Source organism: Vibrio sp. 2033 (assembly GCF_033339735.1).
This window is the reverse complement of sequence record NZ_JAWOVC010000003.1, coordinates 349,250-369,112: the sequence shown is the minus strand read 5'-3', so window position 1 is coordinate 369,112 and position 19,863 is coordinate 349,250. Positions and strand designations below refer to the sequence as shown.

At 39.8% G+C, this 19,863-nt stretch carries 25 protein-coding genes and 1 pseudogene; 24 read left to right on the top strand and 2 right to left on the bottom strand.

Features of this window, described 5'->3' with window-relative positions:
- The first annotated feature begins 1 nt into the window (after position 1).
- The 14 genes and pseudogenes from R7P74_RS07300 (at position 2) to R7P74_RS07235 (ending at position 8,533) form a co-directional block, all read left to right on the top strand.
- On the top strand, positions 2–808 hold the full coding sequence (locus tag R7P74_RS07300) for an AHH domain-containing protein (RefSeq protein WP_017633750.1): 807 nt from the start codon (positions 2–4) through the stop codon (positions 806–808).
- Positions 805–1,374: a hypothetical protein gene (locus R7P74_RS07295; protein ID WP_053304698.1), complete on the top strand. Its 570-nt coding sequence runs from the start codon at positions 805–807 to the stop codon at positions 1,372–1,374. The genes R7P74_RS07300 and R7P74_RS07295 overlap by 4 nt, the downstream gene beginning before the upstream one ends.
- 50 nt (positions 1,375–1,424) lie before the next feature.
- A complete protein-coding gene (locus R7P74_RS07290) occupies positions 1,425–1,841 on the top strand; it encodes a hypothetical protein (RefSeq protein ID WP_130546334.1) in 417 nt (138 codons plus the stop codon).
- Positions 1,842–2,101: 260 nt separating this feature from the next.
- A complete protein-coding gene (locus R7P74_RS07285) occupies positions 2,102–2,674 on the top strand; it encodes a hypothetical protein (protein WP_130546509.1) in 573 nt (190 codons plus the stop codon).
- A 9-nt stretch (positions 2,675–2,683) separates the two neighbouring features.
- Entirely contained in the window at positions 2,684–3,175 is a 492-nt protein-coding gene (locus R7P74_RS07280) for a hypothetical protein (protein WP_237307291.1), read from the top strand.
- 128 nt (positions 3,176–3,303) lie between these two features.
- The gene (locus R7P74_RS07275) at positions 3,304–3,831 is read left to right on the top strand and encodes a hypothetical protein (protein WP_237307296.1); all 528 of its coding nucleotides are present in this window, start codon (positions 3,304–3,306) and stop codon (positions 3,829–3,831) included.
- The gene (locus tag R7P74_RS07270; protein WP_237307292.1) at positions 3,828–4,265 is read left to right on the top strand and encodes a hypothetical protein; all 438 of its coding nucleotides are present in this window, start codon (positions 3,828–3,830) and stop codon (positions 4,263–4,265) included. The genes R7P74_RS07275 and R7P74_RS07270 overlap by 4 nt, the downstream gene beginning before the upstream one ends.
- Positions 4,256–4,822 carry a hypothetical protein gene (locus tag R7P74_RS07265; protein WP_237307294.1) on the top strand — a complete coding sequence of 189 codons (567 nt, stop codon included), beginning with the start codon at positions 4,256–4,258 and terminating at the stop codon, positions 4,820–4,822. The genes R7P74_RS07270 and R7P74_RS07265 overlap by 10 nt, the downstream gene beginning before the upstream one ends.
- A 21-nt stretch (positions 4,823–4,843) precedes the next feature.
- Positions 4,844–5,322, top strand: a pseudogene (locus R7P74_RS07260) (hypothetical protein).
- Positions 5,323–5,492: 170 nt separating this feature from the next.
- Positions 5,493–6,068 carry an imm11 family protein gene (locus tag R7P74_RS07255; protein WP_318122775.1) on the top strand — a complete coding sequence of 192 codons (576 nt, stop codon included), beginning with the start codon at positions 5,493–5,495 and terminating at the stop codon, positions 6,066–6,068.
- A gap of 8 nt (positions 6,069–6,076) precedes the next feature.
- On the top strand, positions 6,077–6,568 hold the full coding sequence (locus R7P74_RS07250; protein WP_318122774.1) for a hypothetical protein: 492 nt from the start codon (positions 6,077–6,079) through the stop codon (positions 6,566–6,568).
- Between the two features lie 324 nt (positions 6,569–6,892).
- Entirely contained in the window at positions 6,893–7,453 is a 561-nt protein-coding gene (locus R7P74_RS07245; protein WP_237307019.1) for a hypothetical protein, read from the top strand.
- Positions 7,434–7,871, top strand: coding sequence for a hypothetical protein (locus R7P74_RS07240; protein ID WP_258500532.1), 438 nt, complete (start codon positions 7,434–7,436; stop codon positions 7,869–7,871). The genes R7P74_RS07245 and R7P74_RS07240 overlap by 20 nt, the downstream gene beginning before the upstream one ends.
- Before the next feature lie 251 nt (positions 7,872–8,122).
- Positions 8,123–8,533: a hypothetical protein gene (locus R7P74_RS07235; RefSeq protein ID WP_268208497.1), complete on the top strand. Its 411-nt coding sequence runs from the start codon at positions 8,123–8,125 to the stop codon at positions 8,531–8,533.
- 114 nt (positions 8,534–8,647) lie between these two features.
- Here R7P74_RS07235 and R7P74_RS07230 read toward each other — a convergent pair whose 3' ends face one another.
- Positions 8,648–9,784, bottom strand: a complete 1,137-nt coding sequence (locus R7P74_RS07230; protein ID WP_318122773.1) for a multidrug effflux MFS transporter — start codon at positions 9,782–9,784, stop codon at positions 8,648–8,650.
- Between the two features lie 99 nt (positions 9,785–9,883).
- On the opposite strand from R7P74_RS07230, the gene R7P74_RS07225 reads away from it, so the two are divergent.
- On the top strand, positions 9,884–10,657 hold the full coding sequence (locus R7P74_RS07225) for an AraC family transcriptional regulator (protein ID WP_064376645.1): 774 nt from the start codon (positions 9,884–9,886) through the stop codon (positions 10,655–10,657).
- Between the two features lie 90 nt (positions 10,658–10,747).
- Here R7P74_RS07225 and R7P74_RS07220 read toward each other — a convergent pair whose 3' ends face one another.
- Complete coding sequence (locus tag R7P74_RS07220; RefSeq protein ID WP_005373334.1) at positions 10,748–11,656, bottom strand: LysR family transcriptional regulator; 909 nt, start codon at positions 11,654–11,656, stop codon at positions 10,748–10,750.
- Positions 11,657–11,791: 135 nt separating this feature from the next.
- Here R7P74_RS07220 and R7P74_RS07215 point away from each other — a divergent pair, with 135 nt between their 5' ends.
- From R7P74_RS07215 to mnhG, 9 genes are all read left to right on the top strand, one after another.
- Positions 11,792–12,511 carry an SDR family oxidoreductase gene (locus R7P74_RS07215; RefSeq protein ID WP_005373333.1) on the top strand — a complete coding sequence of 240 codons (720 nt, stop codon included), beginning with the start codon at positions 11,792–11,794 and terminating at the stop codon, positions 12,509–12,511.
- A 393-nt stretch (positions 12,512–12,904) separates the two neighbouring features.
- Positions 12,905–13,840: a universal stress protein gene (locus R7P74_RS07210; RefSeq protein WP_005373330.1), complete on the top strand. Its 936-nt coding sequence runs from the start codon at positions 12,905–12,907 to the stop codon at positions 13,838–13,840.
- A gap of 109 nt (positions 13,841–13,949) precedes the next feature.
- Positions 13,950–14,141: a hypothetical protein gene (locus R7P74_RS07205; protein ID WP_005373328.1), complete on the top strand. Its 192-nt coding sequence runs from the start codon at positions 13,950–13,952 to the stop codon at positions 14,139–14,141.
- A 164-nt stretch (positions 14,142–14,305) separates the two neighbouring features.
- Positions 14,306–16,975, top strand: a complete 2,670-nt coding sequence (gene mbhE, locus R7P74_RS07200; RefSeq protein ID WP_005386140.1) for a hydrogen gas-evolving membrane-bound hydrogenase subunit E — start codon at positions 14,306–14,308, stop codon at positions 16,973–16,975.
- The gene (locus R7P74_RS07195; RefSeq protein WP_017633704.1) at positions 16,975–17,328 is read left to right on the top strand and encodes a Na+/H+ antiporter subunit C; all 354 of its coding nucleotides are present in this window, start codon (positions 16,975–16,977) and stop codon (positions 17,326–17,328) included. Before mbhE ends, R7P74_RS07195 begins: the two co-directional genes overlap by 1 nt.
- Positions 17,325–18,821 carry a Na+/H+ antiporter subunit D gene (locus R7P74_RS07190; RefSeq protein WP_053349220.1) on the top strand — a complete coding sequence of 499 codons (1,497 nt, stop codon included), beginning with the start codon at positions 17,325–17,327 and terminating at the stop codon, positions 18,819–18,821. The genes R7P74_RS07195 and R7P74_RS07190 overlap by 4 nt, the downstream gene beginning before the upstream one ends.
- Positions 18,818–19,294 (top strand): Na+/H+ antiporter subunit E, encoded by a 477-nt coding sequence (locus R7P74_RS07185; RefSeq protein WP_104976188.1) that lies wholly within the window; start codon positions 18,818–18,820, stop codon positions 19,292–19,294. The genes R7P74_RS07190 and R7P74_RS07185 overlap by 4 nt, the downstream gene beginning before the upstream one ends.
- Entirely contained in the window at positions 19,287–19,565 is a 279-nt protein-coding gene (locus tag R7P74_RS07180) for a cation:proton antiporter (protein ID WP_005373317.1), read from the top strand. The genes R7P74_RS07185 and R7P74_RS07180 overlap by 8 nt, the downstream gene beginning before the upstream one ends.
- Positions 19,565–19,858 carry a monovalent cation/H(+) antiporter subunit G gene (gene mnhG / locus R7P74_RS07175; protein ID WP_005373314.1) on the top strand — a complete coding sequence of 98 codons (294 nt, stop codon included), beginning with the start codon at positions 19,565–19,567 and terminating at the stop codon, positions 19,856–19,858. Before R7P74_RS07180 ends, mnhG begins: the two co-directional genes overlap by 1 nt.
- The last annotated feature ends 5 nt before the right edge of the window (positions 19,859–19,863 follow it).

Here is a 19,863-nt window from a genome sequence, read left to right as displayed (position 1 = left end):
CATGGCTAAAAACTCAACTGCAAAAACACATAGTCTTATAAAAGGTTCAGGGCCTGCTTTAGCAAAAGCAATTAAATCTAAGCACTATAAGTCGGGCTTCAATGAACATTTATGGGCGGATGGACGTTTGAAGGGGGATGACGGACAGTTCGGACTTCAGGCTCACCACATCATAACAACTAAAAACTTAGATACTCCAGAGTGGAAAAAATACAGAGAAGCATATGAGTATGATATAAACACCTGGAAAAATGGGGTAATGTTCCCTTCCAAAACGGATATCGCTTGTCAAGTCAATACACACGTCCATAAGTCTGGCCATGGTGGAGGTTTGGACTTCAAGACCGAGCAAGAACAGTTTTGGGAAACAAGTTCAGATCTTGAAAGTGGTGAACTTACATCAATTCCGGTAACAAAGGTTCCTGATCCCGTAGCATCTAAGTTGCGGCTGGATGATATAAAGTATATAAAGTCAGTTAATCGAGATATTAAAGGTGTAAAAGAAAGTGCAAGAAGAGGCTATTATTGCAAATCAGGGAATAAAAGGCACTTTCAGTCTGATTTAGACGACGTCTCTGAAGACGTTTTAGTGTGTTTAGATAGCTTTTTATATACAATTTCGACTTTTGGTCATGATTACTCTCCGGCAAGTGACATAGGTTGTGCAGGCGAGAGTAATATAGAAAGCAAGAATAAATCAAGAAGCGCATGCCCAAGTAGATCTTCCAAGCTACCGGAAGAAAAACACAATATAAAGAATGTAAAAGGTAAGACTATGAAACCTAGAAAACTTGAGGTTGGAAAATGAGTGAATATTTTTTTGCAAGAGAGTGTGTCAATTCCCCAATTTATTGTTTTCCAGATGAATACATCGATTCCGTGCCCTTAACGAGTTTTACTTACCCTAAAGCACCTGTTCCCTTGATAGTCGAATTTCTTCCACAAGATGATTATGAAATCCCAGATATACTTGAAATGCCAAATTTCTCGATTAAGAAAAATGAATTTTCGAAATTAGATTTTAATAACATTTTTGGGGTTAATTGGGTCGATATTAAACTTCATGATAAAGGCGAACATGATTTTCTTATGCTACAAGTTGTCAACGAGATTAAGTTGATTGATAGATCTGAAAGTAAGATCAAGAGGTACCGAAAGGATTCTAATGGTGATGAGATGATTAGTGGTATTCTTAATCTTATATTAGATGAAAAACTAATTCAGACTATACCAGTAGATAGAAGACAGATAGTGATAGATCCTGGTTGGTTGAAGTGTGTTTTTTTCCATAAAAGTTTAGTTGAAAAAATAAAAAATTCTAAGCTAGTCGGTGTGGAATTTATACCGGCAGACGGCTATTCAGACTTTAGATAGATGAAATTAAATTTAAATGACTTTTATGTAAATAACAATCCTAAAGTAATATGTATATTAAGTTTATTAAAGAAAATTTAAGCAATATTCTACCAGAAAAAAGACCAGGTATGGTTTTTTCTAACCCTGACTTGTTTATTATTTTTGACAATACTATCCGATTCGTAATTTGGGAAGAAATTTTAGAAAAGTTAAATGAATTTTGGTTAGAAGGAAAAGATACTTGGGATAGTCATTTTGATTTTGGTAGTAATCCCGACGATTATGATAGACAGTTTGATGATTATAAAACAATTGAACTTTTACAATTCCCAACCCTGACAGATTTAGAAGTAGAAGAAAAATATGCTTTTGTTTTTAACGAGAATAATGAATTATATATTAGTGAGAACTTCGTTAAAGACTTGAAGTCAGCTGGATGTGTCGATGTATGGTATGATACCACAGCTCCATATGGCCGTTATTAGACTGCCAGCATTGAAAAGCGTCTCATGGCGCTTTTTCTTTAATACTACGATTGAAACACCACTTTATGATTTTCCGGATGAATTTTCTTATTCGGTTCCATCCAACGTATTAACATATCCTAATCAGCCAATTCCGCTTGTAAAAAGGTTTGCTCCTACAGAAGATTATTGATGTGTTTTTAATTCCTTCACTAGTAATATCGCCTTATGAGTGTAAGAGAGCAAAGCAAGATAATTACCAAACAATAAAGAGGTATAAGATGGAGTTTTCGGTAATCTCTGAGGACTATATGAGAAGTTCAACGGTATTCCAATGTGTGGATGATCGTGAATTTCTATATAGTACAAATAATTTTCACCCAACGAGTTCGGAGAGTCCAATAAGATGGGAGGATAAAAATGTAACTTCCTCCATGGTTCACCCCATTTCGGACAATGGTGACATATGTGTTACTAAAGAATTTGCAGATCTTGTAATGAGCTTTGATCCTTATGGTGTAGAGTTTTATCCAGCATCACTATCGACTAAAGATAGAGTCATCACCGATCGATATATACTAGCTCTGAATAACATTCAAGACGTTGTCGACTTTGAACGAAGTGTTGTAGAAGTATCACCAAACAATGGGGACCTGATCGTCCACCGATTGTTTCTAAGCCCAGAGAAAATTTTAAAGATCCCCTTCCATAAACGGGTGGTTTATAGGGCTAAAGGAGCTGATACTGCAGTATTTTTCGCTCCAGAAATCTATGATTTGATTAGTAATGATTCAAGATTTTCTCTAGTTAGGAAAATGAAGAAGAATACATCTATGCGTGCACCTAAATTTTAGGGGAAAATAATGAAAGAAGACTATATTATTTTAACAAAGCAAAACTTAACTAACTTCCCATTCCAGCAAACCCCTAAACCAATAGTGCCAGTAGAGCCTGATCTGCTTTTGGAAATGACTTTTTCTCCGAAGCTATTTATCATCAGTGATATTGCGTCAAAAGTAGAGAAACTGGTCGTACACGGAGTAGAGTGGTTAGACGCTCGCGTGGATTGTTCTCCAAGCCAGCCATCTGATGATGAAATTAAAGTTTACGAAGATTATCGTATGCCTTACATACATCAAACTTATAAATTGACGGATAAAGCAAAACAATATGGCAAGTTGAACTGGTTAGATATCGAGTCAACAGAGTTTGATTTCTCTAAATTAGAAAATATCCCCTTAGAAGAACGATTGATATTTAAACTAGAAGAAGATTTTGGCTTAGTTTTCATTCACCAAAGTGTGATTGACCTTCTTAAAAAAGACGTCAAGGACGTTTGGGTTAGGGATGTATAATAAGCGCCGAAAGGCGCTTTTTTGAGCACGTAACTTCAATTTATGTAATGTGTTGAGTATTTTGTAAGAGGAAACGCAAGCTGAACGCTTAGCCTTCTTTTTATTATTTGTTTAAGAAGCATGGTGTGATGCCAATTAGTGAAGAATATTATGTGTTATCAAATGACTACTCAAAGGTGAATTTTGTAGTAAACATGGAAGATGAACGTGGATTTAGTTTGTTAATGGATAAAGCGATATCTACAACCATGCATGTTAACTTTGAGTGTATTAGCTTAAAGAATTTCAGCGCTATCGATGCTCCGTTTGATGTTTCTGTCAACACTGAGATATTGTTTGACCTGGATTTTCTTGCAGTATTATCAGAATTAATGCTATACAAAAACTCACTTGTTCCTGCTAAGATCAAAGAGAAAGAGTTTGTTTATCTTCATTGTTATAATATTATCGATATAGAGGATGAAGTTAAGGGGTTTAACTTTGATCTATTATCAGAAATACCCGTCGAGGAAAGGTTGGTATTCAAACCCTCTTATGGATCTATCGTTGTTTTTTTTCATAAATCAATTATAGAGAAAATCAATTCTGTTAAGATTTTTTCATATGCAAAGTATCAAAAGGCTTCCGATTGGTCAGTTGAATGGGAAATGTCATGAATTATACAGAGCATAAAATTGATGACCTAGTTAGCTTGTATCATTATAAAATCCGACTTGTTAAAGTTGAGCCGGATATATCCCAAACATACGGATTAAGTATTTTTATAAGTGATTATGTTAAAAGGAAAATACGTTATATTGATGTTCTTAATTTAACTGAGGGTGTTATATCAATCCGTTATTTTAAGACAGATGATTTTTTGCCTGGTTATTATAAGTCAGAACCAATATTACGAGATGAAAGTTCATTTTTTACAAATGAAGAAGGGCATTTTTTTATTTATAAAGACTTATATGAAGAACTATTTACAAATAAATTTTATGTTTTGATCGATTTTTTAGTTTCTAGTATAACTGATCGTGTTTGTACTGGTTGTCAACCTTGTTTACGTAATGAAATTAGGAGCTTTCCACGTTTAAAATGCAAATAACATACTTAAATGAGGACTTTAACGAGGGTGAATCATTATTTACTTCCGTTGATATTCGGTCGTCTTTCTATGATGATAATGATTTCACTCCTACTTCTTGTAAAAGTGAGATTGTGTGGAAAGATGATGATATCTATGAAATTGAAGCATTAGATTTAATCAAAGGTGACGCTTTTAATGTCACTAAGCCTATTGCTGAACTAATTATGAGTTTCGACCCATACGGTGTTGAAGTTTATCCCGCAAAATTAACCTGTTCCGGAGACGGAGTGTTAACTGAGCGCTACATAATAGCAGTAGATAACTTAGTAGATGTCGTTGATTATGATAAAAGCATAAAAGTGACTGACGTAACTACCCGTTTTTACTTATCTGATGAAAAGATCAAGGAACTTCCGGATAGCAAGAGGCACGTTTTTAAACCTGTCGGAATGACAAAAACGTTCTTCTCAATCGAGTTGTTTGAAGCGCTTGTCCGTTTAGATGAGGAGGGTAAAATAAGTACTAGTATCGTTGCCTTTTCATTTGATACATCCGAAGAGACGCCCCGAGTCTAGTGTAAGTAGGTAAATAGAATAATGACTAACTACACAGTTTTATCTAAACAATCTTTGACTGGCTCCCCATTCCAGCAAAGCCCTAAGCCAATAGTGCCAGATTTGCTTTTGGAAATGACCTTTTCTCCAAAGCTATTTATCATCAGTGATATTGCGTCAAAGTAGAGAAACTGGTCGTACATGAAGTAGAGTGGCTAGACGCTCGTGTCGATTGTTCTCCAAGCCAACCAACAGATGAAAAAATTAAAGTTTACGAAGATTATCGTATGCCTTACATCCATCAAACTTATAAATTGACGGATAAAGAAAAACAATGCGGCAAGTTAAACTGGTTAGACATCGAGTCAACAGAGTTTGATTTCTCTAAATTAGAAAATATCCCCTTAGAAGAACGATTAATATTTAAACTAGAAGAAGACTTTGGCTTAGTTTTCATTCACCAAAATGTGACCTACCTTCTTAAAAAAGACGTCAAAGACGTTTGGATAAGAGATGTATAATTAGCGCCGAAAGGCGCATTTTTATTTGTCATAAGATGGAGTCTAAAGGTAGGAAAATGAATCATTTTAATGGCTAAGATAATACTCCTAGTACTATAGAAGTAAAAGCATTTTGCTATAGTGGTCGTCGATTAAAAACAATCAAAGAACAAAAATAAAGTAGGGTATATATGTATTTTTCATTGATCTCCGAAAACTACTTCTCTTCAAGTGTTAACTTTGTTTCTGTAGATAACAGAGAGTCGTTGTACAGTACAAACCATTATCATCCAACTTCATCGATAAACCCTGTTGTGTGGGTGGATAGTGAAGGAGGAAGTATAAAAAACGTTGGACCGATAGTTGATTGTGGTGATTTATCGGTAAGTCGTCTATTTGCTGAAATCTTAATGAGTTTCGACCCTTTTGGTATTGAATATTATCCTTCTCAGCTGAAGTTGGAGGATGGAGAAGTACAGAATCGATACATTTTAGCTATCAATAATATTATAGATGTACTAGATGAAGAGCGTTCAGATATCGAAATCTCTCCAAGAAGCGGTGAACTGATAGTCCACGAATTATTTATTTCTGAAGAAAAGTTAAAGCAAATTCCGTTATCTAATAGAGTAGCATTTCGAGTAAAAGGCGCTGAAACGGCGATGTTTTTTTGTGAAGAATTGTTTGATGTGATTGACTTTATGGCAGAATTTTACTCTTTGAGAAAAGCTAAGATTAGCACTGATGACCTTGCTCCAAAGTTTTGAGGCTTAAAATGAAAGAAAAATATCATTTACTAACTAAACAAGACCTAGGTAACTTCCCATTCCAACAAAGCCCTAAGCCAATAGTGCCAGTAGAGCCAGATTTGCTTTTGGAAATGACCTTTTCTCCAAAGCTATTTATCATCAGTGATATTGCGTCAAAAGTGGAGAAACTGGTCGTACACGGAGTAGAGTGGTTAGACGCTCGCGTGGATTGTTCTCCAAGCCAGCCATCTGATGATGAAATTAAAGTTTACGAAGATTATCGTATGCCTTACATACATCAAACTTATAAATTGACGGATAAAGCAAAACAATATGGCAAGTTGAACTGGTTAGATATCGAGTCAACAGAGTTTGATTTCTCTAAATTAGAAAATATCCCCTTAGAAGAACGATTGATATTTAAACTAGAAGAAGATTTTGGCTTAGTTTTCATTCACCAAAGTGTGATTGACCTTCTTAAAAAAGACGTCAAAGACATTTGGATAAGAGATGTATAATAAGCGCCGAAAGGAGCTTTTTTCATATCAGCGAGATTAAAAAAGAGTTGAGAAAAAATATTACTGTAAAAAAGAGTTTACTGAAGACTTAGATGATGCTGCGGAAGATATAGTGGATAAACTAAACAGCTTTCATTGGACTCTGTCCAGGTTTGGTAAAGACTATGATCCGGGCTCAAAAATTGGATGCGGAGGTGGTAACGTTGAAAGCGACAAAAAAAGTAGAGAAGCGTGTCCTCATAGGCTTAATGTTACTGGAACTAGGCACACTATTCGGAATAAACTAGGCAAGATAATGGAACCTAGAAAGTTAAAGGCAGGATCATGCGTGATTATTTCTTCGTAAAAGAAAATCAAATTACACCAATTTATGCAGTTCCTGAGGAATATGAAGAAGCAGCATACAGTACAAGATTTACCTTTCCATGTAAACCCGTACCTGTTTTAGCAAAATACAAACCAGACGAACAGTATAGAATACCAGATGTTATTATAGAGCCTGAATTTGCTATATCTAAGGATATATATAATAGCTTGAAAGTTGAACAGTTATATGGTTCTAACTGGATACATATCAAATTAATTGATAAAGGTGAACATGATTTCATGATGTTACAGTTAGCAAATGAACTAGATGTCATCTGTCATGAACAGAGCGACTTTAAAAGGTTCAAACGAGGAAATATATCAGGAATGAAAAAAGTCGTTATTGATCCTCAGAAAATTTCACCGATTCCGCTTCAAAAAAGGCTAGTTTTTAGAGATTCAGCTTGGGGGTTTCACACATTCTTTCATAAAAGTATAGTAAAAGAAATTGAATCAAAAACTCCAAATGGCGTTGAATTTGTACCAATAGAGCACTTTAATGAAGCGTGGGCTGGTTGACATGTATATCAAGTTTAATAAAGAAAATATTAGTAAATTATTACCTGAAAAAAGACCAGGTATGATTTTTTCTAACCCTGATTTGTTTATTATTTTTGAAAATAATATTCGATTTGTAATTTGGGAAGAGATTTTAGAAAAGTTGAATCAATTTTGGCTAGAAGGGAAAGATGCTTGGGATAGTGATTTCGATTTTGGTAGCCATCCTGATGATTATGATAGACAGTTTGATGATTATAAAACAATTGAACTTTTACAATTTCCAACCCTATCTGATTTAGACATAGAAGAAAAGTATGCTTTTGTTTTTAACGAGAACAATGAATTATATATTAGTGATAATTTCGTTAAAGACTTGAAGTCAGCTGGATGTGTCGACGTTTGGTATGATACAACAGCTCCGTTTGGGCGTTATTAGAATAATTGCTTTTCCTTAACTGTAGAAGTGATGCAGGTGAGCTAAAAACGAACGTAAAACAAAGAATTAAGAGTATGTTCTGTGATTCCATCGCAAAAATTACAACTAACTTTTCCAATCTTTTGACGATAAAGTTGGCAGTGAACACGCTTATCAAAGATAAGTTATTGCTTTTATTATTTAAAAATAAAGTATATTCTCATCCTTTTTTTAAATGGTAAGTGTTGAATAATTCAACAGTGGTTAGGTAAATGAATAAAATAACTAAACTCGCTTTGGCTTTGTCCGTATTGACATCTGTTGTTGGGTGTCAACTGGTCTCAAATACGCCGATGCAATCGACAGCAACGAAGGAAATAATTGAAAAAGCAAAGACAGAGTTTGATGGACAACGTTTTTATAAGTTGAATGAATATGATGAAGAAATCAACGTTTCAGATGACGGTGTCATTACCTTCAAGTCTTACTTACCACGCAGCGGCGGTTATGAATGGGTACCAATTGTTATACGCGATACTAGTTTTCGTGTTTCTTGCGATTATTTCAGTGAATATGTTGAAGCTGGAATGGTTGTTCAGGTTCAGTTTGTAGGTAAACGCGGGCGCATTGAAAATTACGACAAGCAACGTTGTGAAGAGTACGGTGAGCCAACATGGCAATAAGATCTATGGATAATTAAAGCGCCGACAGGCGCTTTTTATTTACGTTTTAGTTAACCGTTAGAAAAGATGTAGACCAATCTTCGGAAGATTAGGCAAGCAATGTGTAGTATCTGGTCACAAGTTGGTATGAACTTGCCTTTTAGAAAACGCTAATAAAATCGCTAAACAGCTACATGATAATAGAACGACACCTAAGTTTTGTACTGTTCCAGCCATCGCTAATCCCGTCCCGATCATGATGTAGTACATGAGCCCAAATAAAGCGCCTGCGCTGCCAACCTGTTGTTTATAATTAACGAGTGCATCACTGAGTATGTTGGGTATCGCAATCCCGTAAGACATGACGACTAACACCATTGGAGCAACAAACCAGATTGATTGGCTCAGAATCAACACACCGACTGATCCCAAACTAAGCAATACTGCTGAGAGCCAAAGTAGTTGGCTTTTTCGAACATTTTTAGACACTAGGGATTTGTTTAAATAACTCCCAAGCAGAGTGCCTAACCCCAGTACCATGCCACTGTATCCAAATTGTTCGGAGTTATACCCAAGTGCTGAGAAAGTAAATGCGCCAAGCTGGTAATAAGAAAATAGAGCAATGTTATACAAAGCAACCAGTAATCCTGAGCGCCAAATTCGCGCGTCTCTTACCATTTTCCAGCTAAGTTGATGCAACCGTACTGGTGTCTGTTCCTTCTGTGTTTCTGAAAGCTCAATAACGTTATAAGCGAGCAATACTAACGCGATTAAAAACAAGGCAAAAAACACATAACGGTATCCACCAAGCGCTGTAAGCTGTCCGCCTAATAGCATGCCAACTACCGGGCTGATTGATATACCCATCCCCATTAAGCTAAAGACTTTACTCAGTTCTTGACCGTCAAACGCGTCACGAAGCATGGTCTGTGTGACAACGGATCCTACCGCGATACCAAATGCGCTTAGGGCTCGCGCGGCCATGACAACAGCAAAGCTTTCGGTTTGAGTTGCGAGTAAAGATGCGCAGCCATAGATAAAGAGCCCAATAAGCATGGTGGGCCTTCTTCCCAGTTTATCTGCGAGAACTCCCCAAACTACAACGCCAATGGCAAAAGCTAGGAAGTAAATCGACAATGTTTGGGCTGCTTGTGCGTGGTTTACATCAAATGATAGAGCGATTGAGCTCAACGCTGGGCTATAGATGGTTTCTACAATTTGCGGAAACATCAACATAACCAGCATGAGCCATAAAGAGGGCTTAGTATTCATATTGTTACCCATCGTTAATGAAGTTGGCGGGCAGTATAAATGAGGCTATGATTGATCTAATAACAACATAAAAACCAAATACATCAACATTCGGACAAAATGGCGCTTATTAACGAAAAAACACAATTTGATGCAGACAAAATTTCTAATTGTGTAGTGGGAATTGCTGCGGATATTGGCAAGCACGACTCAGGTATGCATCAGCACAAAAAAGGGCAGTTATTGTACGCACCTCAAGGTTGTATGAGTTTTGCTCTGGAAGACTCGATTTGTATTTTGCCACCGACAAAGGCGGTTTGGATCCCACCTAATACGCCGCATCGCGCACTAATGACGAATGTGGTGGCGTATCGATCTTTGTATTTTGATTGTGAGGAGTTTGCCTGTCCGAGTAAGATCACGATGATAGAAGTGAATAATTTACTCCAAGCTCTTATTGATAAAATGTCATTTTGGGAGTGGGATAAGCCTAGCAGCGAGATGGTAAATACGACGGCGCTTTTTTGGGAGGAGTTTTATGCTGCGAAACGTTATTCGTTTCAGTTGCCTTTGCCATCGCATCGGCGCTTAACAACGTTTCGTCGAGAGTTGGTTGAACCTTCATTTCTAGCTCCTTCGCTTACTACTCTTGCAAGCAAAGTTGGGGCAAGCACCAAGACGGTAACACGATTATTTAAGTCGGAAACGGGAATGAACTATCAAGATTGGCGGCAACAGTGGAGGCTTTTAAAAGCAGTTGAATTGTTATCAACGGGCATGCCAGTCAGCGCAGTTGCCGATTGGCTGGAGTTTTCGTCAGACAGTGCTTTTATTGCATTTTTCAAAAAGCAAACTGGACAAACACCTCTGACGTTTATGAAAACCAAGCCTTAAGCGTCAAAATGCTCACACTCTTTCTAGAACAAACCCCAGGTTCACAGGCTCAGCCTATAAAGCATACATAGACAGGTACCAACGTGCAGGTTACTTGTCTTTACTCTGCAGTTTGCGAAAGTATTGCGTAGTAAAATCAACAAAGGCTCGGATGCGTTTTGGTTGATGTCGGTCGTGATGATAAAGGAGTGAAAATTCCACACTCGGAATGCTCCAATTGGTAAACACTTCTTTTAGCTTGCCTGTCTGGAGTTCTTGTTGACAATAAAGTGCTGGCACACGGATGATGCCATTTCCCGCCAAGGCTGCTTTTATCATTACTCTGCCACTCTTACATCGTAACTGTCCACGTATCTGGTGTTCCGTTGACTGCTTTGTATTCGTGTTCTCAAATGCCCACCGTGTCACACTACCTGTCAAACAAACGTGTTTTTCTAAGTCCTTTGGATGAGAAGGATAGCCATATGTTTCTAAATAGTTTGGGCTTGCGTATGTCCCCATTTCCACATCGATCAGTTTGCGAGCGATAAAGTTGGAGTCGTCTAACTTTCCCATTCGAAAAGCGATATCGAATTCATCCGCGATTAAATCGACACGATGGCTACTAAAATCTAAGTTAATGCTCACTTGTGGGTGTTGGATTAGAAATTGAGCAACGATATCTGCGACAACGTCTTCTCCTAAATAGCCCCCCACACAGTTGATACGAATGTCACCTCTTAAGTCTTCTACATCATCAACCACTGCCATAACAGCTTGATCAATATTGTGAAGGGCAGTTTCACACTGTTTATAAAGAACCTTGCCTGCTTCGGTGAGGTTCAGTGTTCGAGTGGTCCTTTGTAGCAAAGTGACACCAATCTGTTGCTCCAGATTTGTTATTTGACGTGAAACGTGTGAGCGAGAAACGCCAAGTTGCTCTGCTGCTTTCGTGAAGTTTCCTAGTTGAGCTATTAGGACGAAAGAGCGAATATCCGCAAGGTTGATGTGTGTTTGCATGATGACTTCTTAATAATTCAAAAAAGTATTGTTGCAGTATAACAACAGTGTTTCAACTAGGTCGGTATATATCAACAAACAAAGTTTTCTTAAACTTACCGCCACTGATGTAAACCGTTCGATTAAGGATTCAAAATGAAAAAGTTAATTGTTATTACAGGCGCTAGTTCAGGCATTGGTGAAGCGATTGCACGTCACTTCAGTGAACAGGGCCATGCTCTTCTTTTGTTAGCAAGACGTGTAGAACGTTTGGAAGCATTAAACTTACCAAATACGCTTTGTGAAAAGGTAGATGTGACCGACAAAGCTTCTTTTGAGGCTGCAATTGAGAAAGCTGAAGCGTTGTATGGTCCGGTAGATGCACTTGTAAATAACGCAGGCGTTATGCTTCTAGGTCAGATAGATACTCAGGAAGCATCGGAGTGGAAGCGCATGTTTGATGTGAACGTAATTGGCTTGCTCAATGGCATGCAGTCCGTCCTAGCACCTATGAAAGCACGTAACAGTGGTACGATCATTAACATCAGCTCTATTGCGGGCAAGAAAACATTCCCTGATCATGCTGCTTATTGCGGTACCAAATTTGCGGTTCATGCTATTTCTGAAAACGTACGTGAAGAAGTTGCATCATCGAATGTTCGCGTTACGACGATTGCACCTGGTGCAGTGGAAACGGAATTACTTTCACATACAACGTCTCAAGATATTAAAGATGGTTATGACGCCTGGAAGGTGGATATGGGCGGCGTGTTGGCAGCAGACGACATTGCACGAGCAGTGCTGTTTGCTTATCAGCAACCGCAAGGTGTATGTGTTCGTGAAATTGCTTTGGCACCGACAAAACAACAACCTTAACATCGAGTTACGGCGATTTTAGGTCACTAAAGCCGTAAAACTTTGCATATCGATTCGTGATTGAGATGGCATCTTTAAACTAAGTTGCGTGAAAATTTAGGTCATCCATTTAAATCCGGACACTAAGTGTGTTATTGCTTATACCCAAGTTACTCAAGGTGAGAAAAAACTTTGAGTAATTTGGGTTTTTATTTGGTCTCAACTTTAGGTAGCGGAATTTATTTAGGTCGAAGGCGATAGTTGTGAAGAAAGGAGAGTGTGACGTAAAACAAAATGAAGCAATATCCGTCTCTTAATGAGAATTGATTTCATCAACGTCACAAGCCGTTACAATTATCCGTTAGGTATTATACTTTGTGGGTGGTTAATATTTAACCAAACAAGGAGGTGTGTATGAAACGATTCGCAAACATACTTTTTGCAACACAAGGATTGCCAGGCCATAGTGACGCCCTCGAACAAGCGATGAGGATTGCATCTAGCAACAAAGTGCCTGTCTCAGGGCTAATAGCGTGTCCTGATTTCCCAACAGACATGATCCAGTATCAGCAAAGTTATGAGCAATCGCTGCAAGACTCCCTCAAACAAAGTATTCACGAATACAGACAGAAGCTGGGACTCTCTGAAGAGGATCTCGCATTTCCTCTTACTGTGAAAAGCAGTGAAAAGCCCGCTGTCTGTATTATTCAAGAAGCATTAGCTGATAACAAAGATCTCATCATCAAAGAAGCTGAACCGCTCGGTGAAGGTGCTGAGGGTTTCAAAGCTATTGATATGACACTGTTACGCAAATGTCCTTGTCCATTATGGTTGCACCGACCAATTGATAAGCCAAGAGATAAGCGCCGTGTTGCTGTGGCTATCGACCCATTAACGGCAAGCGATGAACAGCACTCATTAGCCGTGCGTTTACTCGAATTATCGCGTTCGATAGCCGACACCTGCGATAGTCGTTTACACGTGATTTCTTGCTGGGAGTATTACTTAGAAAACTACCTTAATGGTAACGCTTGGATTCAAGTCGATGATGCTGAGTTGAAACATGAACTCGATAAGGCAAAAGCCGATCATAAACAAGCTCTGCAACAGCTGTTGGAGGAGTCTGGGATTACAGGTGAAATTGTGATTCACCACCTGCATGGAAAACCCGACGAAAAGATTCCAGATTACGTAGAAAGTATTGAGGTAGACGTGTTGGTCATGGGTACCTTAGCGAGGACTGGTATATCTGGTTATGTCATTGGTAATACGGCTGAAAATATTTTGCAATCGATTAACTGTAGTTTGGTCGCTCTTAAGCCCGATGGTTTTGTCTCACCGATTCAGTAATTGGGGTGTAACAAAGTTGGGTTTAAGTGATGTTTTAGGTAAAGGAGGGAGATGGATCTCTAGAACATGGAATTATCAATGTATCAATAAGTTATCAGAGGAGAGTGACATGAAAAACCTATGCCCGAAATGCCACACAGAAATGATAGAACGTTCGAATGTTTATGTTTGTCCGAGAAATGATATCGGTGACTGCACCTACGATGCATTCGAGTTAGCTGATGACGATAATCCATATACATTCAGCCAAGAACACGTAAGTAGTGACCTACGTTCTTATGCCGTAGCAGACAGCAAATAGCGGTTTGTATCGGCGTTCCTCTAAGTAGCACTCAGTGATTACTGTTTGCTACTTTTCCCTTGGTTTCATGATCTTTTTTGAAGCGCTTGGGCTAAAACAATACAGTGGAGTTTGTCATTTGCGCCGAATAGGGCGTACCTTCTTATAATAATGAATGGGCTGCGATGTTGAATAACATAACGGGTAAAGAAAACCTGCCGAAAAACCTAGATAATCAGTTGGTCTTACTGATTTTCCCTGCGCTGCCAGTTTTAATCTTCTCTTTTCTCTTCTACATCTATACTCCTGCAGGCGTGAGCTGGAATGCGGAATGGATACCAAGCCTCGATATCAACCTTAGCTTTAGACTAGATGGCCTTTCATTTCTTTTTGCGGGACTGATCAGTGGGATTGGCGCGCTGATTCAAATCTACGCTTTGGCTTATTTACGGGAAAGTGATAGCCGGTTTTCCTTTCATTTGTATCTAACCCTATTCATGCTTGCCATGCTAGGGATTGTGATGAGCGATAACATCCTGTTGTTATTTGTTTTCTGGGAACTCACCACCATCACTTCTTACTTACTGATCGGGTTTAATCACGAAAATAAAACGTCTCGGAAAAACGCCTTGCAGTCGCTGATTGTTACCGGTGCTGGTGGACTAGCGTTGCTAGCTGGTCTTATCTTGCTGGGAGCAATGGCAGGGAGTTATGAGCTAAATACCATTATCGAGCAGGCAGACACTATTGCGCAGCATGAATGGTTTATCCCATCTCTAGTGCTCATACTACTCGGTGCATTTACTAAATCTGCGCAATTCCCGTTTCATTTTTGGCTACCTAACGCGATGGCAGCTCCCACTCCGGTCAGTGCGTATTTACACTCGGCAACAATGGTAAAGGCAGGCATTTACCTATTAGCACGTTTATCGCCAGTTTATGCCCACAGCGAGATCTGGTTTTATGCTTTAGTCATCACTGGGAGTATCACGGCCATTTGGTGCACATTTGTCGCATTAAAACAAACTGACTTGAAGCTGATGCTAGCCTACAGCACGAATGTTGCTTTGGGTAAATTAACATTATTACTAGGTATGGGCACAGATTTGGCTGTTAGTGCAGTATTGATGTTTATTCTCGCTCACTCTTTCTATAAAGCGGCGCTGTTTATGGTGGTGGGTAATATCGACAAAGCGACAGGAACACGAGATATTGATCAATTGTACGGTCTGAAGTCAGTTCTCGTCATCAGCATGGTTGCGGGGAGTTTGGCTGCATTGTCTAAAGCGGGGTTCCCGCCGTTGTTAGGCTTTTTGAGCAAAGAATACATGTACAAGTCCGCAGTAGAGCTCAATAACTGGATCGCCTTTGTACTATTAATCGTGAATATACTGATGGTCGCGCTAACCATTATGCTTATTGCGAGACCATTCTTTGCTCGCCGTGATCTCGTGCCGATTGAAACTAAGCCAGTTGAGACAAAAAAAGCCATGTGGATCTCGCCTTTGCTCTTGGCACTTGGCAGTCTCCTGGTCCCGTTATTCGGTTTAAATTGGTTAGATCGCAATATTATTTTTCCGGGCTCTGCTGACATTCTGCCCACAGCAGCTCTTAAAGAGACATCACTATGGCATGGCGTGAATGTACCGTTAGTGTTAAGCGTTATTACGCTAGCGTTGGGGTATGTGGTGTACCGTGTTTATCCAGCTGTGTCTGCATTTTTTCAGCGGTTACATCTATTCGTCCCCAAAGCGGAGAATATTTTTGAACGACTATTAGATGGCATGATGACAGTGGCGAAGTGGCAAACGGCGCGGTTACAGCAAAAGAAATTGAGTCGCTATGTCCTATTATTTTTCACGGTACTTGCCGTTGCGTTACTGAGTCAGGTAGCGCTTATTCCTCTGCCTTTGGTTGGCGAACTTTCAAGTGTCACTTTCTATGAGATTGGTATTGCCTTATTGTTGATTGGTGCTGCGCTCGTATGTACGTTGTCCCACGCAAGACTTCTTGCGATTTCTGCGCTTGGTATGATTGGCTTCATGACTACGCTTGTTTTTATGATTTATAGCGCCCCGGACGTTGCGAAGACTTTACTGTTAGTGGAAACATTAATGGTGGTCTTTCTTGCATTGTTAATGCGTCATATGCCGCGTCTAACCACCGTGCCCAAGCATTCAATAAAACGTAAAGTAGCGAATATTTGCATAGCAGGTGTGATAGGAGTTTCGGTTACTTTACTTTTGTTAGGAATCACGTCTCAGCCGATGGACTCTTCGGTGTCAGATTTCTTTGCAGAAAACAGTGTCCCGGGTGGACATGGGCGAAACATTGTTAACGTTATTCTGGTTGACTTTCGCGCATTTGATACATTGGGAGAAGTTGTCGTCGTTGTTATTGCTGGGATTGCGGCAGTGAGTTTGCTTAAGACAAGAGCGAAAAAGCAAAATCGTATCCAATCATTAATTTTTGCAACCACGGCACACATTGTTTCGGCACTCATGCTCGTATTTTCAGTGTATCTGTTGTTACGTGGTCATAATGAACCGGGCGGTGGCTTTATTGGTGCGTTGATTGCCGTTATTGGTTTATCACTTCTCATGTTCGCGGAATCACCGAAATACGTTCGTTCTAGGTTGTATTTCAAACCGTTTCTCATTGCGTTATCTGGCATCGCATTGAGCTTAGTTTCTGGTGCTTTGAGCTTTGCGTTTGATAAACCGTTTTTGACCGGACTGTGGTGGAAAGACGTGATACCACTAGGGACGCCATTGGTTTTTGATGTTGGTGTTTACCTTGCCGTTATAGGTGGCGTGATGGGTATGCTGCTTCGTATTAATGAGGAGCTAGAGTGATGGAAATAGTCTGGAGTGTTGTCGTTGGAGTATTTGTCGCAGCAGGTGTTTATTTAATGCTTGAAAAGCATATCTTGCGCCTTTTGTTCGGCATCATGTTACTCAGTAGTGCGGTTAACCTTGCTATTTTTACCGCTGGAAGGCTGACGCCCGGAGAGCCGCCATTGATTGGCGATAATGCTCTTTTACCACCAGATAGCGCGGCAAATCCTTTACCTCAAGCGCTTATCTTAACTGCGATAGTCATCGGTTTTGGACTACTTATTTTTGCTTTAATGCTGTTCTATCGAGCTTATAAAGACACTGGAACTGCAAACGTCGATGAAATGCAACGTTCTGAGGAGGGTCAATGAGTTCGATTTTGCTTACGTTACCGGTTGTTCTCTCGCTGAGTACGGCGTTGACTATCTTCTTCGTCCGTCGCTCAACAAAAAGTGTTGAGTGGTTGAGCGGTGTAAGTGCGATTTCGAACCTTTTCGTTGCGGGCTTTCTCACAGAAAACATCATAAGTAATGGTATTCAAGCCGTTGCTTTTGGTCAGTGGAGTGCGCCATTTGGTATCGTGTTTGTCGCAGATTACCTCAGCGTTGCTATGGTGATGATCACGGCGGTGATTGGTGCGATATGTGTTTTCTACGCGATGGCGGACCTTCACCGAAAGCCCTCCTATAGCAATTACCATGCGTTAATGCACGTGTTGCTTGCTGGCGTTTATGGTGCTTTCCTGACTGGAGATATTTTTAATCTGTATGTTTGGTTTGAGGTCATGCTCATTTCATCATTTGGTTTAATGGTGTTAGATGCAACGAAAACTCAAGTTGATGGTGCAGTAAAGTACGTGATGTTGAACCTGATTTCGACGCTGGTATTTTTGCTTGCTATCGGTTTATTGTATGGCGCAACGGGCACCTTGAACTTGGCCGATCTCTACACCAAAGTAGGGGAAAATGAATTGAGCATCAACATGATGCTGTCCGCGCTATTTTTGTTTGCCTTTTCTATTAAAGCGGCACTCTTTCCTTTATTTGCTTGGTTGCCAGCTTCTTATCACACGTTACCAAGCGGTGTGGTGGCACTGTTTGCCGCGTTGCTTACTAAAGTCGGTGTATACGCGTTGATAAGAGTCTTTACCTTGGTATTTCCGCTCGCCGAGAGTGGTTGGCAACCGACGTTAATTTGGGTCGCAGGGCTAACCATGTTAACGGGCGTTTTAGGAGCGGCTAGCCAATTCGACATTAAGAAAATTCTTTCTTTTCATATTATTAGCCAAATAGGCTATATGATCATGGGGTTGGCTATTTACACTCCCTTAGCTTTAGCCGGTGCCATTTTCTACATTGTTCATCACATCATTGTAAAAGCGAATTTGTTCTTAATAGGTGGATTCATCGAGCGCAAATATGGCTCTAGTCAACTTGAACATTTGGGTGGGGTATACAAAGCTATGCCTTGGTTAGCGTTCTTGTTTCTTGTCCCTGCGTTTTCTCTGGCCGGTTTCCCACCGCTATCGGGTTTCTGGGGAAAGCTATTGGTCATCAAGTCGAGCATACAGGCTGAGTATTACTGGTTAGCAGGTACCGCGTTATTGGTGGGGTTGCTTACTGTCTACTCGATGACGAAAATTTGGAGTGAGGCATTTTGGAAAAAGCCATTTAGAGAGAAGCCAGAACAGACTCTGCAGGCCAAAGTACATTGGTTGTACTGCGTTCCAATTATTGTATTGACAACGTTGACGCTAATCATTGGCTTAGTGGCGGAGCCTTTTTATCAATTTTCCGTTCAAGCTGCAGAACAACTGTTAAATCCGACTGAATACATCAGAGTGGTGTTAGGAGGAAATGCATGATCTATCTATTCCTCAATTTTTTCTTAGCGTTAGCGTGGATGATGCTTAATGGCAGCTATTCGAGTCTGAATTTTGTTGTCGGATTTACGGTCGGTTTTTTTGCTTTAAGGTTGAGTCAACCATTTGGATTGAAAACGAGCTATTTTCAACGTTTTGCATCTGCATTGAAGTTATTGATGTACTTCGCTTATGAAATGGTTATATCGGTTGCGAAAGTGGTGTGGGACGTCGTGACACCTACTCATTTGAGTCAGCCTGATATCGTTTATGTCCCTCTGGAGGTCGATTCTGATCTAGAAATCACATTACTGGCGAACATGGTTTCTTTAACACCGGGCACGCTTAGTTTGGATGTTACGGCTGATAAAAAGTATCTTATCGTTCATGCCATGTTTGCACCTGAACATGAAGAGGTTATTCGCGGAATTAAAGATGGGTTAGAGCATCGAATTTTGGAGGTGACGCGTGGATAGTTGGCTGCAAATAACGGTCACTTTTGCCTATTCTGGGCTACTACTCAGCTTTGTTATGGCTTTTGCTCGTTTAATTCTAGGACCAACGCTAGCTGATCGAGTTGTGGCGTTAGATCTGATTTCATTTATCACTATCGGATTTATTACGGTTTACACCTTAGACAGCGGTGAGGACGCTCTGTTAGATATCGCCATTACATTAGGTTTGGTTGCATTTCTCGGCACGATCGCATTTGCACGTTTGATCGTTAAAAGAAAGGAGAAAGAATAATGGACGTGTTGATTGGACTATTTTTATGCTTAGGAACATTGTTGACCTTGGTTGCAAGTCTAGGTGTCCTGAGGCTTCCTGATTTGTATACCCGAATGCATGCAGCGACCAAAGCTGGAACTGTCGGAGTGAGCTGCTTGTTATTAGCGGTCGCTTTCTCACTCCCTGAAGTTACCGTGATCTCTCGGGTTATCGGTACGATGTTGTTTATCGTTCTCACTGCGCCAGTCGCCTCCCACCTGCTCGGCAGAGCAATGCGAGAGGTCGGATATAAGATTTGGCGTAATGATTAACCATT